A 16,681-nucleotide genomic window follows, 5' to 3' on the forward strand; every position below is an offset into this window, starting at 1 on the left:
TACAGGACCACCGGGATCTGTCGTTCTCCCTAACATAATCATCTTGCCGAGTGCTCAAAGATATTTTTATAATGTGCTCTCAGATACTCAGTCCCTTGTAACTATTCCAGCGAATGAATTCACTAACGATGAGGGAACATTCATAACGGCTTTTCCAGACATGGGTCAAAATAGCTATAGTAATCTTTACATCAATGGGATATTACAAGTAAACAGTTTATATAGCTTTAATGAAAATGCCTTGACCATTAATATAAATAATCAAACAATATTTTCGGGTACACCCATTATTCTTGAAATAATCCAATTCTTTGCTCAAGTAATCTCTTGAAATGTGCTTAAAATCATACGAGTAGCCCTTCCCTTTATTCTATCTCTGACATCTACTAATAGAGATTCTAAGAAGAGAGGTGATATAAATGCCAATTACAAAACCCTTTATGGCTGCTCGAAGATTTACTGCTACAGCAGGAGACGGAACAGGTGTCGGTGCTGCATATAATATTCTTGCAACAGCAACCACCAATGACATCGGTGTTGCTGCAACGGCCTTCCCAACTGCACCTGCGTATTACAATCTTTATATTAATGCACAGATTCAATCAGCTGATACTTCAACAGTTACCACTACCGTGATCACCATACCGGATGGTGACACACTTGACCCGGCGACGCCAATTGTAATCGAATTTGTTGTAAACTAATCTTCTTTAATGATTGAATGCCGACAATTAATATTGTTGAGGAGTGTCGGCATTCATTTATTAAGCCTTTGGGTATTAGGTTAGTACATATCTGCGAAACCATACAATTAAAGGAAGTGAACATAAATGGCGATCATTTATCCTATTCCACCCCCAATCGTTTCTGGTGTTATTTATAATGTGAGTGCCCAGACTATTCCTATAGAGACCGACATTATTTTTGATACAAATGGTATTCTTTCACCTGGCATCACACATGATCTTGGAACCGCTCAGATTGTTGTTAGCATTTCCGGTAAGTATGAGATTAGTTTTTCCGTGACGAGTGTAGAGCCGAACCAATTCGCTCTATTTTTGAATGGTAGCCTGGTTATGGGAACCGTATATGGCTCAGGTGCCGGCACTCAGCAAAACAATGGTCAGGCTATAATAGTTCTTACCACCGGGGATGTTCTTACTCTACGAAATCAAAGTTCAGCTGCAGCGGTTGGCCTTCAGACCTTGGCCGGTGGGACACAAACCAACGTAAACGCTTCTGTTATTCTCAAAAAACTATGACAGGTCCCAGATAGCAGAGGGTATTATAGTTACGATAGCTATACATCTTTAATAATTTGTGAAATATGATTATGATAGTACAGACTATTGATATATTCTTGACTAGTAAAAAGGGGGAATACATTGTGTCACCAAGAAACGTAGAGAGAGATCAGCAAATGCGTGAAATACGGAAGGATCATATATTAGATGCTGCGCTTCAGGCGATGGCCAAGCGAGGAATCGATTCCGTAGGTATCAAGGATATCGCTAGCGAAGCTCAGCTTAGCATCGGAAATGTGTATAACTATTTCAATTCGAAGGACGAAATATTAAGTGAGGTACTGAGCAGAGGACAGATCGAATATGGAAAGATGATCACATCGTATTCTATTTTGGATATAGATCCTCGCGACAAGTTGACTGAGATATGCACAATTTGGCTTAAGACTTCGATTAACTGGGCATTTACGATCATGTTAGAGAGTATTCGGACGAATGAAACGGTCAACCCAGAGATCAGAGAAGCGGCCACTCGTAGATTTACAGAGAACCTGAAGCCAATAGCGGTGATTATGCAACAAGGACAGACCGCTAACGTTATTATCAAGGGTGACACGATGCAGTTGGCTCTATATTTCGTAAGCTTAATTCAAGGGCTAACACTTCAGATGGCACCAGGTTATGAAATACCAATTCAGATTGAACCTGAGAATATTATTAGGTTGTTTTTGTCGACATCGGAGCGTTAAATCAAGGAATCGTTCTTACCAGTCTTCAACAGACAAGAAATAGGCTTTTTTTTGAAAAAAATAGTTTGACATGTGATGAATGTTATTGTTAAAATAATCCACAACAAACCGAATCGATATTCAGTTTGTGAAATAGTTAGACATGAAGTTGTCGCATCGACCAGATAGCTGGAGATACATAACGAATAATTAAAGATGAGAAGCACTTTTTTTTAATATTAAAACCAAGTAAGTCGGTAAGTATAATGTAATTACTGGGAAGGAGATTTCTTTGATGACGGAGATGCTCAAGATCGACAAGTTGAATAAAACATTCGCAGCACCCACGGGAGACGTTATCGCATTAAATAACATCCAATTGCAGGTGAAGAAAGGCGAGTTCATTACGATTATAGGCCCCAGTGGGTGTGGTAAGAGCACCTTGCTCAAGATTGTTGCTGGACTAGATACGGATTATACCGGAGCGGTCGTGTTGAATGGTAAACCTGTTGATGGACCAAGTATTGAGAAGGGATTTATTTTTCAAGAACCTCGATTATTTCCATGGCTTACGGTAGAGAAGAATATCGCTGCGAATCTATCGCTTAAGGATCCAACAACGCGCACAAGAGTTACCGAGCTTATCGAACTCGTTCGTCTGACCGGATTTGAGAAATCGTATCCTCGGGAATTGTCTGGTGGTATGGCACAACGTGTAGCCATTGCAAGAGCATTACTGCGAAATCCAGATGTATTGCTGTTAGATGAACCGTTTGGAGCGTTGGATGCATTTACACGAGCACATCTTCAAGAAGTCTTGCTCGATATTTGGCAGACTAACCGAACTACGATGTTATTCGTTACACATGACTTAGATGAAGCGGTATTTCTTGGCCAACGCGTGATTATTATGAATCCACGGCCTGGACATATCCGAAGTGTTCAGCCCATCGATCTTCCTTTTCCAAGGAAAAGGTCGAGTAGTTCGTTTCAGGAGTTGCGCCACAAGGTGTTAAGCGAGTTTGAGAAGGTAGAAGAACCGACGATTGATGTTGGAGCAGGTATATAGACAAATATCTTTCAATTATAAAGGAGAGTAAAACCATGAAACGTTACAGTACCTTATTGATTGTGTTGCTAATATTATCCGTATTTACTACAGCGTGCGCGAACTCGGAGAAGACGGAAGGCACTGATGCGAAGAACAAATATGAGGGACTGACCGTTAAGATTGGAGTGCAGGGCAGTGGTGGATTGTTCGGTAAAGCGCGAGAAGAGAAATGGTATGAGACGGAGTTCGAGAAGCTGGGTGTGAAAGTCGAGTGGGCTGAATTTCTAAGTGGACCTCCAATGACGGAAGCAATGGCTTCGAATAAGCTGGATTTCGCTGGGTTAGGAAATATGCCAGTCATCGCTGCACAAGCAGCAGGGATTCCAATTAAAGTAATATCTCAAGCCATTGATGGTAAGAACAATGTTGCCATTATTGTACCAACCAACAGTACGATTCAATCGCTAGCTGACCTGAAGGGGAAGAAGGTTGCAGTTGCTAAGGGAAGTAATGCTTACAACTTCTTATATAGAAGTTTGGATGATGCTGGTCTTAAGGATTCAGATTTGGAGATTATTCAACTTCAGACAGATGAAGCGCAACCGGCATTCGAATCAGGAGGCGTTGACGCATGGGCAACATGGGACCCGTACATTACGATTAATACGTTAACTGGGAAAGGCAAAGTTCTAACAGATGGTGAGCAAAGTGGTATATTATCTCCTTCCTTTTACATTGTACGTGAAGAATTCGCTAACAAATATCCCGAGCTTGTAACGTTGTATTTGAAAGTATTGAATAAGTCACTTGCATGGGAAGAAGCCAATCAGGATGTAGCTCTTGATCGTTATGCCAAGGAACGTAATATCCCCGTTGAAGTTATTAAAGGAACCCTTACACGATCGAAATCCATCAATATTCCAGTTAGTGACGAGATCTCTAAAGAACTTCAGAAGACAGCGGATTTTCAATTTGAAAGCAAGAATATACGGAAAGAGATTGAAGTTTCCACAATTATTGATAATCAGTACATCGAAGCAGCAGACAAGGAACCTTTGAAATAGGTAGGAAGACTAGATGAAATGAGGCGTTATTATGCAGGTGGGCATAGAGAAATCGGTTGTCACTCCGTTAATTAAGAAGAAAAGTAGGGTGAAGAACCGTGGCCTTTCAATCCAGGTATCTAATGCGCTGTTAAGTATCCTCCTCCCAGTCATTCTCCTCATTGTATGGGAGGGGGCGGGGGCGTTAGGCAAGCTGAATCCTATTCTCTTGCCAAGGCCTAGCACAATCATGCAAGAGTTCGTAAGTTTGACGGCGTCAGGTGAACTAGCAATGCATTTAGGTGTTTCCGCTTGGCGGGCGCTACTCGGTTTCTTGTTAGGAGGAGGTCTAGGTCTTGCCGCAGGGATATGGGTTGGGTTCTCCTATAAAACGGAGAGATTGCTTGATCCATCTTTACAGATGCTTCGTACACTGCCACATTTGGCAATCGCTCCGTTGTTTATTCTATGGTTCGGATTTGGTGAAGCTTCGAAAATACTGTTGATTGCCAAAGGATGTTTTTTCCCACTGTATGTGAATACATTTCTAGGTATTCGTTCCGTTGACGGAAAGTTGTTTGATGTTGGAAGAGTGTTACAGTTCAGCCAATGGCAGATGATCACAAAGCTCATTATACCTGCTTCATTACCTAATATTTTTCTAGGCATCCGATTATCTATTGGCGTTGCATGGCTTGGACTTGTGGTTGCGGAAATGATGGGGTCTAGCACAGGTATCGGATTTCTGATTAATGATGCCCGATCCTTCTCACTGACTTCGGTAGTGTTCGTCGGAATTATCGTATTTGCTATCGTAGGTAAATTATCGGATTCGCTTGTGAAGTTAATTGAGAGAAGAATGTTACGATGGCAGGATAGCTATAAGGGGGAGGGATCGTCATGAGCGAGCAGGTATTGGTCAAGAAGCAGCATGAGCGTGACGGTTGGCTAAGCCGAATTCCCAAGCCATTACACGGTTGGATTCTCCCTCTAATTATCGTTGTCATTTGGGAGTTAGTATCGGATATAGGGAACATTTCTGCTACGATGCTTCCTTCTCCAATTAGTGTTGTGGCACAATTCGCACGATTGACGATGAATGGAGAACTATTCGAGTACATTGGAATAAGTGTTTACCGAGCTGCTCAAGGATTTCTGTTAGGATCAATTGCTGGGCTACTTATCGGTTTATCAACAGGACTTGGTAAATTAGTGGAACGTACGCTTGATACATCCCTGCAATTGATTCGAACGATTCCTCTATTATCACTTATACCATTGTTTATTTTATGGTTCGGTATTGGTGAGTTTTCAAAAGTACTTATGATCGCGCTGGGTGCATTTTTCCCCGTGTACTTAAATACATTTCTCGGTATTAGAAGTGTGGATCTGAAGCTCTTTGAGGTATCACGCATTTTTCAATATACGAGATGGCAACTGCTATGTAAGATGATTATTCCCGCAGCACTTCCGAATATTCTACTTGGTGTACGACTGTCACTTGGCATCTCATGGTTGGTATTAGTCGTCGCAGAAATGATGGGGGCCAGTGCAGGTGTCGGATATATGATTCAGGATGCAAGGGGCTATTCTCAGACGGATATTGTGTTTGTCGGCATTATCATATTTGCCGTGGTGGGCAAGTTCTCAGATTCGGGTGTTCGATATTTAGAGAAGAAATGGCTTCATTGGCGAGATACGTACAAAGGATGATTGAAAACGAAAGGTAGGGTTCATCATGGGAACAAGAGAAGGTCAGCTTCATTTAGGTGCATTTATTTATTATACAGGTCATCATCATTACGGATGGCGTCAACCAGAATCAGGGGCAGAGCGATTATTTGATTTTAAATTCTACAAAGAACTGGCACAGACAGCGGAACGTGGCAAATTCGATATGATGTTTCTAGCAGATTTACTGTACGTTCGTGGTGTGGAAGACGCTGCTTCGGGCATGTTGGAACCTTTGACGTTGTTGTCAGCACTGTCTACAGTGACAGATAAGCTAGGATTAACAGCAACGGTATCGACTACATATAACGAGCCTTATAATGTAGCACGTAAATTCGCAACACTTGATCATATTAGTAACGGTAGAGTAGGCTGGAATATCGTTACTTCGCAACTGGATCTCGAAGCAAATAATTACGGGAAACCTGAACATCCAGAGCATGGTCTTCGATATGAAATGGCAAGGGAATTCGTCGAAGTAGCAACACGTCTATGGGATAGTTGGGGAGATGATTCACTTATCGTTAATCGTGAAGCGGGGAAATTTGCTGACGCTTCGAAGGTGAAAGAGATTGAATACAAAGGGAATTGGTATTCCACAAAAGGTACGATTAACGTACCACGTCCTCCTCAAGGTTATCCGGTACTTATTCAAGCTGGTTCTTCTGGCCCAGGGCAGGATTTCGCTGCTGGCTTCGGGGAAGTTATCTTCACTGCTCAGCAATCACTCGAAGCAGCTAAAGCATTCTATGAAGGCCTAAATTCGAAGCTTGCTAAATACGGTCGTGAACGTGGAAGCTTGAAGATCATGCCAGGATTATCTCCAATAATCGGAGCGACTGAAGAAGAAGCGCAACAGAAGTACAAGGAGCTACAAGAACTGATTCCACCAACAGCAGCTGTCATGATGTTATCGGGTATGCTAAGTTTTGACCTATCTGGTTATCCTGTTGAAGGTCAACTCCCAGAGATCCCAAATCCGGTCGATGCATCGAATGGCATGAAGAGCCGTGTGCAGTTGATTATGGATATGGCTCGCAAAGATAAATTGTCCATACTTGAACTTGGTCGCCGTCTTCTTGGAGCTCGCGGGCATTTGCAGTTCGTCGGAACCTATGAGCAATTGGCTGATCTGATGCAATTATGGTTCGAGCAATATGGCTGCGATGGCTTCAATATTATGCCGCCGGTTCTACCGGGGGACTTAAATGAGTTCGTAGATCATGTTATTCCAATTTTGCAACAGCGTGGACTGTTCCGTACGGAATATACGGGCAATACACTTCGTGATCACCTAGGACTTGAGCGTCCGAATGTCGGTCATTTTCAGCAACAAGAAGAAATTTTACTATAATAAATATGAAATAAAGAAAGCCTCCAATGAAGTGAGTAAACGCTGAGTTGGAGGTTTTGATATGCTGAGGAACTAATAGAAATTTAGTGTGAGTGTGGTAAGCCACTATTATTGACTTTGCAGTAGTAGTTGACAGAAGCTACGATATTCGATATATTTACATGCATGAGCATACATTTAAGTGTTTTGATTAAATATTGGTTTATATGAACAGAATGAAATTCAATAAATCATACAAAGAGGAGATATAACATGAAGGACTTATTTAGCCCCTATGAATTAATGGATTTAAACCTAAAAAATCGTGTGGTTATGCCTCCGATGTGTCAATATTCAGTAACCAATAAAGATGGAATCGCTACGGATTGGCATTATATGCATTATGTAAGTCGAGCGATCGGTGGAGCAGGTCTAATTATTATTGAAATGACTGATGTTGATCCTGATGGCCGAATTACCGATTTCGATCTTGGTATTTGGTCAGATGAACAAATTCCCGCTTTAGCTAGAATTGTTGAGGCATGTCATTCGTATGGTGCAAAAGTGGGAATTCAAATTGCGCATGCTGGACGTAAGGCGGAAGATGCGGTAGTTCCTGTTGCGCCATCTGCAATTCCTTTTGACTCAGATTCTACAATTCCAAGAGAACTAACAACTGAAGAAGTACAAGATATGGTCGAGAAATACCGCAAGGGTGTAAACAGGGCTGTGCAAGCTGGATTTGATGTTATAGAACTTCATGGTGCGCACGGTTATCTCATTCATCAGTTCCAATCTCCTCTAACTAACCTTAGAACGGATGAATACGGACAAGACTTAAACCGATTCGCAACGGAAGTTATTCGTGCAGCAAAAAGTGAAATGCCGATAGGCATGCCGTTGATCATGCGAATTTCTGCTAAGGAATATGTAGCTGGTGGATATGGAATTGACGAAAGCCTGGAATTCAGTGAAGCTTATAAAGAAGCAGGAGTAGATATGTTCCATGTCAGTGCAGGTGGTGAAGGAGCAATTGCAGCTGCGGGTAAACCGGGCACACATGCGGCCTATCAGGTATCATTGGCTAGAGAAATAAAGCAGAGTCTAAATATTCCGGTGATTGCGGTGGGGAGATTGGATGAACCTGTTCTTGCCAATGCCGTTATAGGGAATGAGGATGCGGACCTTGTCGCAATCGGACGGGGAATGTTAAGAAATCCTTATTGGACGCTAGAGGCTGCGGTTCAACTTCAAAAAGAGATAGATATTCCGAAGCAGTATGAATTTGGCTTTCCTAGAATCACAAGATAAAGACATAATTGAATAACTTGATAACTGATGGAGACTCGCTACGAAAGCCAAAGCGTGTCTCTTTCTTTATACAAGAACGCGATTGTGATGTTATAATATGATCAGAGAAGTCAATCGCTTGATGTCTAGGAAAGGAATTATGAGATGAAGAATGTCCTTAACAATGAACTTATAAACAACTGGTTAGCATTAACGCATATCCAAATGAACGTAGCTAATACTTTGGAAACGAACTTGCAAGAGAAACATCAATTGTCATTGAAAGAATTTTATTTGCTGTTATTCTTATATGAGGCTCCAGATATGAAGCTGAAGTTACAACAATTGGAGTCAATGGTAGGTTTGAGTCAAAGTGCCGTATCTAGACTCGTTAGCCGATTTGAAGCAAAGGGCTGTGGGGCTTTAAAGAGACATGCGTGCGATGATGATAGAAGAAGTATCTATACCTCTTTAACACAAATAGGGCAAGATAAGCTCAACGTAGCAAAAGTAACTGTTAATGAAATTTTATCAGAGGCATTACCTGTGAAGGATCTAGAACAGTTGCTACGACAAATGCTCCAGATAAAACAACAATAAGAATTTAACAATATGATTACATTAACTAATTACATGAACGCCCAGATATATAATTATATCTGGGCGTTATTTATATATTTAATCCTGTCTGCCCTCGATTGCACTAAGTAAGACGCTAGCGGCAATCCCGAGTCTACGATCGAGCAATTGCTTTCTATCCATAGAGAAATCTAACTCTATCTTTTGGACAAAAGGATTGAATCTTTGACTAAAAGTTAGCACCTCGTGTTGCCCGATTGTTCCAACATACGTCTGCGGTATGAGATTGGATAGAAATCTACGGAGTAGAGCTAGTATCATACTATCTTCTGTAATAAGTCCGACTTCTCGTTCTTGATTGTCGAGGATGATCCATTCATCCTTCAGAATAGACTTCATTCCCTTTCTTCTAAAGCTACCAACTGATTCGTTGTAAATAGGGTCAAAGACATCGTATGTAGCGGAGAAATCAATCCGTGATCGTGCTTTTATGACGAGAACTTCTTCATTCATATCCTCAGAACTATATACCCGAATATCTTCTTTTAGCTTAAAAGCCTTTTGCTTAACATAGAAGACAAGCCCCTCTTGAGGATCATAAATATGAAATGCTTCCCCAAATATTCTGAAGAATTGCTTGCGAACCAAATAATTGGAATGATTAAAACGTTCTTTCATAACGACATTCTCCTTTGGAATCAGATTGTGTCTATTATCTCATATTTTCATAATAAAGGGGTATTTATAGAATTGCTTCTGAATATTTAACTCAAGTTGTTTTTCTATACTTGGAAGGTGTCATGCCTTCTAGCTTCTGAAATATACGTGTGAAGTATCCGGCATCATCAAAACCAACATAGCCGGCAATGCGATCGATTGAAGTGCTATCTTTCAGGAGAAGTTTAGCTTCGTCAATTCGCATTCGGTTATGGAAATCGGTTAGTGTCATATTCATTTCTTTTTTGAATTGTCTCGACAAATGCGTAGGATGCACGAGACAGTATTGTGCTAATTGCTTCAGGTTCAACGGTTTGCTGAAATGGATTTTAATGTACTGCGCGGCTTGTTTCACTAAGGGAGAATACCCAGAAATGGCGCGATCCTTGACTAAATCGCAATACTCTAATGGCATAACTTCAAATAATAAATTAAGGGAATTAATACTATCAGAACGTTCGATTTGTTTGGCGAATTTCTCTGAAATGTGATGCAGAAAAAAAGGATGTACCTTTCCTTTCTCCGCAGCTATGCGTAACGTTGTATTAAAAACAATTAACATATTTTTCATGGCTCGAACAGGTTGATTCGGAAGACGTTCAGAGAAATCAAACAAATTATTCGACTTCGACATGATCTCCTGCATTTTTAATCTATCCCCGTTTTCCACCGCGTTCATGATTTCACTCTCTATTTCGTATCTTATTTCAATAACTTTAGTATCCTTTTCGTCCGGTTGCCTTAAAATATGCTGCATATTGTTCTTATCGAATGGATCTGATTCTAAGAATTGTGAATTCAAAGTGCGATAGGGAATCTGAGGAATGGATCCTGCATTGTTCAGAATGTTTACGATACTCTGTATTCTGGAGATGCTAAACATTTTTAAACTTCGAACGAAATCTAACATAACATCTCGTTTGTTTAGTTCCGTATGGAAGATAGCATTAATTCTATGTGCATCTGGGATTTGCATTAGAAAGGGGCCAACAACCCAAATATTTGCTTCTTCCCCCTCGAACTCAACGATACATGATAAATAAGTAAGGCCCAGTTCGTTCGTGTACATACAGCATTGCTTATTGTGAACTGTTTGTCCGCTGAGGAAGATGAAGTCTCTTTGTTGAATTCCTTGTAAGAACTCGGGTAATTGATCGCTTTCATGGGCCAAATGTACAGAACCATCTATAGTTAATATGAATGTATTGGTATTGATTAAATGAAAAATACTGATGCTCGCAGATGTCATTTGAAGATGATCGACCATGATATAACCAACTCTCTTCATGTTAATTTAGTCCTGAAATAGCAATTTAAATCCTTCTTGGATCCGTTAAATATGATTATACTCATTTTGTAAGCACTTACAATATTGAATTTAAAAAGGAGTGACCTCAATTGTTGTATCCAATTTTAACGGATTCTCGTGGCATTATTGATTTAAATGGAATTTGGAATTTCAAATTAGATAAAGGTGAGGGGCTTAATGAGAAGTGGTACGAAGCAAAGCTTACAGATACTATAAATATGGCAGTGCCTGCATCTTATAATGATGTGGGAATTACATCTGATGTTCGTAATCATGTAGGTTTTGTATGGTATGAAAGAGAGTTTGTTATTCCCAAAATAATGTTGACACAGCGGATCGTGTTACGATTTGGTTCAGCAACGCATACAGCAAAGGTGTATGTAAACGGTCAGCTAGTTGTTGAACATAAAGGCGGATTTACGCCATTCGAAGCAGAAATCAACTCTTTCTTAGAGACTGGAAAGAATCGTGTGACTGTTGCAGTTAATAATATTGTGGATGAAACCACATTACCTATTGGATCTTATAGTGAGCAAGAAGTACCTGGTCTTGGAAAAGTCATCCGAAATACGCCGAATTTTGATTTTTTCAACTATGCAGGTATTCATAGACCTGTGAAAATATATACGACGCCTCAGACCTATGTTAAAGATGTGACTGTCGTTACAGATATAAAAGATGACAGTGGCATCGTTCAATATGAAGTAGATATTGTAGGCGATGCTCAGGTAAATGCTCGTATTGTTGATGAAAAAGGCACTATTGTTGGAGAACTGAGCGGCCATAAAGGCAGCATTAACATTAGTGAAGTGAAATTATGGGAACCGATGAATGCGTATTTGTACAGCCTTCAGGTAACATTATCGAAGGATGATGAAGTCATCGACGTGTATGAGCAACCTTTCGGCGTTAGAACGGTTGAAGTGAAGAATGGACAGTTCCTCATCAACAACAAGCCATTCTATTTCAAAGGTTTCGGTAAACATGAAGATTCTCATATAAATGGAAGAGGATTTAACGAAGCGGTCAATGTAACTGATTTCCGATTGATGAAGTGGATTGGCGCCAATTCATTCCGGACGGCACATTATCCTTATTCCGAAGAATTAATGAGATTGGCTGATAAAGAAGGGCTTGTCGTGATTGATGAGACGCCTGCTGTGGGCTTACATTTGAACTTCGCAGCTACTTTGATGGGAGGCGGAAGTAGAAGAGATACTTGGAAAGAGCTAAAGACTGGTGAATATCATCAGGAAATCATTCGTGAACTGATCGATCGAGACAAAAACCATGCTTGCGTGGTCATGTGGTCCATTGCGAACGAACCTGCTTCCGAAGAAGAAGGAGCTTATGAATATTTCAAACCACTAGTGGAGCTGACCAAAGAATATGATCCACAAAAGAGACCGGTAACGATCGTAACTCATTTGATGTCAACGCCTGTTACAGATAAGATCGCTGAGCTTGTCGATGTACTCGCCTTAAATCGCTATTATGGATGGTACGTCAATGGTGGGGATATGGAAATGGCTAAGATGAATCTACGTAATGAATTTAAAGGCTGGTACAAACGCTGCCCAGGCAAACCGATTATGATGACCGAGTATGGAGCAGATACGGTTACTGGACTGCATGATATTGACCCGGTCATGTTTACAGAAGAGTTTCAGGTTGAGTATTTACGAGCAAATCATGAAGTTTTTGATGAGTTTGAACACTTCATCGGTGAACAAGTATGGAATTTTGCTGACTTTAGTACGAGCCAAGGAATTCTACGCGTGCAAGGAAATAAGAAGGGGATTTTTACACGTGATAGAAAACCGAAATATGCGGCGCATGAGTTACGAAAGAGATGGATGAATATTCCAGACTTTGGATATAAAAAATAAAATACTTATAGTATAACGTTCAACTTTTAATAGATCAGAGGCCAATTTCTCCTTCCTGACATTTACGTATCTTTGAGTGAATGAAAGGTGGAGAAATCTCTAAATCTATTGTTTAGTAAGCGCTTTCATATGGCTGCAGCTTCTAGAATATAGCTGAATCTGGTAAACAACTAGAGGAGAATTTGCTGAAATTTGATTAATATAATGGAGGGGTTAGAATGAGTCCAGTTCCAGGTCTAGAAACAACAAAAATAGTAACTACAAATGTGGAAGCAGGAAAATTTGGTCTGAAGGATAAACTTGGTTATTTATTAGGTGATTTCGGTAATGATTTCTTCTTTATTCTAGTAAGTTCTTTCTTGATGGTTTATTATACTGACATTTTCGGTATTAGTGCAGCCAGTGTAGGGATACTCTTTTTAATTGCAAGGTTGTGGGATGCTGTTGCGGACGTAACATGGGGTCGGTTCATTGATACGAGAAAGCCTAGTAAACATGGTAAGTTCAAACCTTGGATTTTTAGAATGTCGTTCCCACTTGTCATTTCAGGCGTTTTAATGTTTGTATATATTCCAGGGATGTCAGATGGATTTTACCTGGCGTATGCTTTTGTTACATATATTTTATGGGGAACTTTATATAGCACAGTAAATATTCCTTATGGTTCTATGGCGTCTGTCATTACGAGCGATCCTGTTGAACGTACAAGTTTATCGACCTTCAGAACGATGGGTGCTACGTTGGCTGGATTAATCATTAGTGTAGCTGGACCATTAATACTATTTGTAGACAATAAAGCAGATGCAGGCCGGTTTACTTTAGGCGCTATTATTTTTGGAGTTCTATCCATTTCTTGTTATATGGCATGTTATAAATTATCTACTGAACGTGTTGTTGCTTCTGAAACTACAGTTCAAAAAACTAATTTGAGTATAACATTAAAAGCGATTATGAAAAACAGACCACTTATTTCAATCCTTTCAGGATCACTGATTTTCATGATGGGTAGCATGCTTATGGGTGCAGTAAACGTGTATTTGTATAAAGATTACTTCGGAAACGCAGCGATATTAAGTATTGTAGGACTTGTTCAAATGGCTGCGATGTTCATTGTATTTCCGTTAGCCAAACCTTTGGTATCTAAATTTGGTAAAAAGGAAATAGCAGCAGTGGGTATGTTACTTTCAGCCATTGTATATATTCTTCTATATTTCTTACCCAACTTAACTGCAATCCAATTTATGGCGTTTGCAACTGTGGGTACATTTGGATATGCATTCTTTAGTGTAGTGGTTTGGGCATTCGTAACAGATGTGATCGATTATCATGAATATTTAACAGGTTTACGAGAAGACGGAACCGTGTATTCTGTATATTCATTTGCTCGTAAAGTGGGTCAAGCGATTGCGGGTGGTCTCGGTGGTTTTGCGTTGACGTCGGTTGGATATGATGCATCGCTCAAGGTACAAACACAAAGCGCACTAAATGGGATTCATACGATAGCTACTTTAGTTCCAGGCATCGTCTTCCTAGTGGTATTCATCATATTAGCATTCCTCTACCCATTGTCTAAGAAACGTACGACTCAACTTACGAAGGATTTAGCTAGTAAAAGAGAAATTAAAGTATAGATAGAATACGCTGAATATGGGCCCACCTTAAGGGTGAGCCCATATGACGGATGAAGGAGTAGTTACAAATGAATCATAATTTAATGATTTCAGGGTTCTCAGATGAAATCTCGTCTGATTTCAATACTCAGCTTGAAGTTGTAACAACACTCGGAATGCAATATATTTCATTGCGCGGTATCGATGGAAGAAACATTGGAGATTTTACTGTAGATGAGATTAAGGAGCTTGTACTACCGAGGCTTCACAAATGGGGCGTGAATATTTCCTCTATCGGATCTCCCATTGGCAAAGTGTTTATCAACGATGAAGAGGGATTTGCCAACCAAAAGGTCATGTTGGATAGGCTGTGTCAGATTAGCAATATATTAAATTGTAAATATATCCGAATATTCAGCTTCTATATTCCAAAAGGAGAGAATGCAGATCATTATCGAGTTGAAGTCATAAATAAGTTAAAGGAATATGCCGCTATCGCGAGACAATACGATGTGATCTTATTACATGAGAATGAAAAGGATATCTTTGGCGACATTGCAAGACGCTGTTACGAAATGATTAAAGGGGTGGATGCCGCACATTTTAAGGCGATTTTTGATTTTGCTAACTTTGTACAGTGCGATGAGGATACTCAAGAATGCTACGAGCTACTTAAAGAAGAAATTGTTTATATTCACATAAAAGATGCTGTTTCAACAACCAGCCAAAATGTTGTCTGTGGCACAGGGGAAGGGAAAATACGAGAGATCTTAACGCAAGCTATTGAAAGCGGATACAAGGGATTTTTAACATTAGAACCACACTTAGTTTTATTCGATTCTTTAAAAGATTTAGAGCTTGAGGATGCTTCTGAAGTAATAAAGGATAACAAGGGAATAGATGGCGCGGACGGTTATCGGATGCAATATGAGTCACTACTACAAATCCTTGAAAGTATAGAGGGTAGGGGGAAATAATGATGAACATCGTAAAATTGGGGATTATCGGTATTGGTGCTGAAGGTGGATTGTATGCTGGATTTTTAGCAGAAGGTAAAGTTAACAACATGGTAATTGGGGCTATTTGTGATATCGACCCAGATAAAAAGGCAATGTGTGCAGAGAAGTATCCGGACATTCCTTTCTATGACAACTACATCGAAATGCTGGATAGTAATAACGTTGATGCTATCGTAACCTGTGTCCCTCACTATTTACACCCTGAGATGGGCATTAACGCATTAAAGAGAAATATACACGCATTGGTAGAAAAACCTGCTGGTGTGTATACGAAACAAGTTCAAGAATTAAATGAATATGCAGCTACAAAACCTGAGTTGACCTTTGCAATATTCTTCAATCAGAGAACCAATCCACTCTATCAAAAACTCAAATCCTTGATTGATAGTGGTGAAATTGGTGAGATCCGTCGGACGAACTGGTTGATTACAACATGGTGGAGACCACAAGGTTACTACGACCAAAGTGAGTGGAGAGCAACTTGGGGCGGCGAAGGCGGCGGGGTACTTGTTAACCAAGCACCTCATCAATTAGATTTGCTTCAGTGGATTTGCGGTATGCCGACGAAGGTATATTCCAATGTGAAATTTGGTTATCAAAGAAAGATCGCGGTTGAGGATGAAGTAACAGCTATGTTTGACTACGAGAATGGGGCGACGGGTGTATTTATTACCTGTACACATGACGTTATGGGTACGGACAGATTCGAAATTTTAGGCGATAAAGGTAAAATCGTAGTTGATGATAGCAAGAAGATTACGATTAAACGACTAATTAAACCCGAGGCAGAAATGAGTTCTAGCATGAGCATGCAAGATGTTATGAAAATTTTCATGGGTCAAGGTGCATCTGAAATATATAGTGAGGAAGTGCTCGAATTTGAAAGTGTATGGGGTGCTCAGCATATAGCCGTATTAGAAAACTTTGCAGCAAATATTGTAGACGGAACACCATTAATCGCACCTGGTAGCGATGGTATACATGGTGTTAGATTAGCAAATGCCATCCATCTTTCTAGCTTTCTAGGGAAACAAGTAGAGATTCCATTTGATGAAGATCTATATTTAGCTGAATTAAACAAAAAAATTGAAGATGAAAAAAGTAATTCATAGTATTCAGCTTAAGAAGTAGGTTTCCA

17 protein-coding genes are annotated in these 16,681 nt (G+C 40.0%); 15 read left to right on the forward strand and 2 right to left on the reverse strand.

All coding sequences use genetic code 11. The features are described 5' to 3' along the window. The 11 genes from PBAT_RS22840 to PBAT_RS22890 form a co-directional block, all read left to right on the forward strand. A partial coding sequence (locus tag PBAT_RS22840; RefSeq protein WP_068652976.1) for a DUF4183 domain-containing protein occupies nt 1-331 on the forward strand: 331 nt, incomplete at its 5' end. Between the two features lie 88 nt (nt 332-419). Beyond that, on the forward strand, nt 420-704 hold the full coding sequence (locus tag PBAT_RS22845; protein WP_068652977.1) for a DUF4183 domain-containing protein: 285 nt from the start codon (nt 420-422) through the stop codon (nt 702-704). A 126-nt stretch (nt 705-830) separates the two neighbouring features. Beyond that, a complete protein-coding gene (locus PBAT_RS22850; RefSeq protein WP_068652978.1) occupies nt 831-1,262 on the forward strand; it encodes a BclA C-terminal domain-containing protein in 432 nt (143 codons plus the stop codon). Nucleotides 1,263-1,387: 125 nt separating this feature from the next. Then, the gene (locus PBAT_RS22855) at nt 1,388-1,993 is read left to right on the forward strand and encodes a TetR/AcrR family transcriptional regulator (protein ID WP_068652979.1); all 606 of its coding nucleotides are present in this window, start codon (nt 1,388-1,390) and stop codon (nt 1,991-1,993) included. A gap of 274 nt (nt 1,994-2,267) precedes the next feature. Then, a complete protein-coding gene (locus tag PBAT_RS22860; protein WP_068652980.1) occupies nt 2,268-3,041 on the forward strand; it encodes an ABC transporter ATP-binding protein in 774 nt (257 codons plus the stop codon). Nucleotides 3,042-3,076: 35 nt separating this feature from the next. Next, the gene (locus tag PBAT_RS22865) at nt 3,077-4,087 is read left to right on the forward strand and encodes an aliphatic sulfonate ABC transporter substrate-binding protein (RefSeq protein WP_068652981.1); all 1,011 of its coding nucleotides are present in this window, start codon (nt 3,077-3,079) and stop codon (nt 4,085-4,087) included. Between the two features lie 31 nt (nt 4,088-4,118). Further along, a complete protein-coding gene (locus PBAT_RS22870) occupies nt 4,119-4,970 on the forward strand; it encodes an ABC transporter permease (RefSeq protein WP_068652982.1) in 852 nt (283 codons plus the stop codon). Further along, nucleotides 4,967-5,779, forward strand: coding sequence for an ABC transporter permease (locus tag PBAT_RS22875; protein ID WP_084403320.1), 813 nt, complete (start codon nt 4,967-4,969; stop codon nt 5,777-5,779). Before PBAT_RS22870 ends, PBAT_RS22875 begins: the two co-directional genes overlap by 4 nt. A gap of 25 nt (nt 5,780-5,804) precedes the next feature. Beyond that, nucleotides 5,805-7,151, forward strand: a complete 1,347-nt coding sequence (locus tag PBAT_RS22880) for an LLM class flavin-dependent oxidoreductase (RefSeq protein ID WP_068652983.1) — start codon at nt 5,805-5,807, stop codon at nt 7,149-7,151. Between the two features lie 252 nt (nt 7,152-7,403). Continuing rightward, entirely contained in the window at nt 7,404-8,441 is a 1,038-nt protein-coding gene (locus PBAT_RS22885) for an NADH:flavin oxidoreductase/NADH oxidase (RefSeq protein ID WP_068652984.1), read from the forward strand. Between the two features lie 144 nt (nt 8,442-8,585). Then, nucleotides 8,586-9,020 (forward strand): MarR family winged helix-turn-helix transcriptional regulator, encoded by a 435-nt coding sequence (locus PBAT_RS22890; protein ID WP_068652985.1) that lies wholly within the window; start codon nt 8,586-8,588, stop codon nt 9,018-9,020. Between the two features lie 78 nt (nt 9,021-9,098). On the opposite strand, the gene PBAT_RS22895 is transcribed toward PBAT_RS22890, so the two are convergent. Beyond that, entirely contained in the window at nt 9,099-9,677 is a 579-nt protein-coding gene (locus tag PBAT_RS22895) for an LURP-one-related family protein (protein ID WP_068652986.1), read from the reverse strand. Nucleotides 9,678-9,768: 91 nt separating this feature from the next. Then, complete coding sequence (locus tag PBAT_RS22900) at nt 9,769-11,004, reverse strand: AraC family transcriptional regulator (protein WP_084403321.1); 1,236 nt, start codon at nt 11,002-11,004, stop codon at nt 9,769-9,771. A 110-nt stretch (nt 11,005-11,114) separates the two neighbouring features. Here PBAT_RS22900 and uidA point away from each other — a divergent pair, with 110 nt between their 5' ends. From uidA to PBAT_RS22920, 4 genes are all read left to right on the forward strand, one after another. After that, nucleotides 11,115-12,914 carry a beta-glucuronidase gene (gene uidA, locus PBAT_RS22905; RefSeq protein ID WP_068652988.1) on the forward strand — a complete coding sequence of 600 codons (1,800 nt, stop codon included), beginning with the start codon at nt 11,115-11,117 and terminating at the stop codon, nt 12,912-12,914. A 218-nt stretch (nt 12,915-13,132) separates the two neighbouring features. Continuing rightward, nucleotides 13,133-14,545, forward strand: coding sequence for an MFS transporter (locus PBAT_RS22910; protein ID WP_068652989.1), 1,413 nt, complete (start codon nt 13,133-13,135; stop codon nt 14,543-14,545). A gap of 68 nt (nt 14,546-14,613) precedes the next feature. Next, complete coding sequence (locus PBAT_RS22915) at nt 14,614-15,501, forward strand: sugar phosphate isomerase/epimerase family protein (RefSeq protein WP_068652990.1); 888 nt, start codon at nt 14,614-14,616, stop codon at nt 15,499-15,501. Nucleotides 15,502-15,503: 2 nt separating this feature from the next. Continuing rightward, nucleotides 15,504-16,655: a Gfo/Idh/MocA family protein gene (locus PBAT_RS22920; RefSeq protein ID WP_188017027.1), complete on the forward strand. Its 1,152-nt coding sequence runs from the start codon at nt 15,504-15,506 to the stop codon at nt 16,653-16,655. Nucleotides 16,656-16,681: the final 26 nt, after the last annotated feature.

This window comes from Paenibacillus antarcticus (genome assembly GCF_001637225.1).
GTDB classification, from domain to species: Bacteria; Bacillota; Bacilli; order Paenibacillales; family Paenibacillaceae; genus Paenibacillus_AQ; species Paenibacillus_AQ antarcticus.

What these genes read in the sequence shown, in the direction of transcription:
- PBAT_RS22845 (WP_068652977.1), top strand. Translation starts at nt 420, where the DNA reads ATGCCAATTACAAAACCCTTTATGGCTGCTCGAAGATTTACTGCTACA.
- PBAT_RS22850 (WP_068652978.1), top strand. Translation starts at nt 831, where the DNA reads ATGGCGATCATTTATCCTATTCCACCCCCAATCGTTTCTGGTGTTATT.
- PBAT_RS22860 (WP_068652980.1), top strand. Translation starts at nt 2,268, where the DNA reads ATGACGGAGATGCTCAAGATCGACAAGTTGAATAAAACATTCGCAGCA.
- PBAT_RS22865 (WP_068652981.1), top strand. Translation starts at nt 3,077, where the DNA reads ATGAAACGTTACAGTACCTTATTGATTGTGTTGCTAATATTATCCGTA.
- PBAT_RS22870 (WP_068652982.1), top strand. Translation starts at nt 4,119, where the DNA reads ATGCAGGTGGGCATAGAGAAATCGGTTGTCACTCCGTTAATTAAGAAG.
- PBAT_RS22875 (WP_084403320.1), top strand. Translation starts at nt 4,967, where the DNA reads ATGAGCGAGCAGGTATTGGTCAAGAAGCAGCATGAGCGTGACGGTTGG.
- PBAT_RS22880 (WP_068652983.1), top strand. Translation starts at nt 5,805, where the DNA reads ATGGGAACAAGAGAAGGTCAGCTTCATTTAGGTGCATTTATTTATTAT.
- PBAT_RS22885 (WP_068652984.1), top strand. Translation starts at nt 7,404, where the DNA reads ATGAAGGACTTATTTAGCCCCTATGAATTAATGGATTTAAACCTAAAA.
- PBAT_RS22890 (WP_068652985.1), top strand. Translation starts at nt 8,586, where the DNA reads ATGAAGAATGTCCTTAACAATGAACTTATAAACAACTGGTTAGCATTA.
- PBAT_RS22895 (WP_068652986.1), bottom strand. Translation starts at nt 9,677, where the DNA reads ATGAAAGAACGTTTTAATCATTCCAATTATTTGGTTCGCAAGCAATTC.
- PBAT_RS22900 (WP_084403321.1), bottom strand. Translation starts at nt 11,004, where the DNA reads ATGAAGAGAGTTGGTTATATCATGGTCGATCATCTTCAAATGACATCT.
- PBAT_RS22910 (WP_068652989.1), top strand. Translation starts at nt 13,133, where the DNA reads ATGAGTCCAGTTCCAGGTCTAGAAACAACAAAAATAGTAACTACAAAT.
- PBAT_RS22915 (WP_068652990.1), top strand. Translation starts at nt 14,614, where the DNA reads ATGAATCATAATTTAATGATTTCAGGGTTCTCAGATGAAATCTCGTCT.
- PBAT_RS22920 (WP_188017027.1), top strand. Translation starts at nt 15,504, where the DNA reads ATGAACATCGTAAAATTGGGGATTATCGGTATTGGTGCTGAAGGTGGA.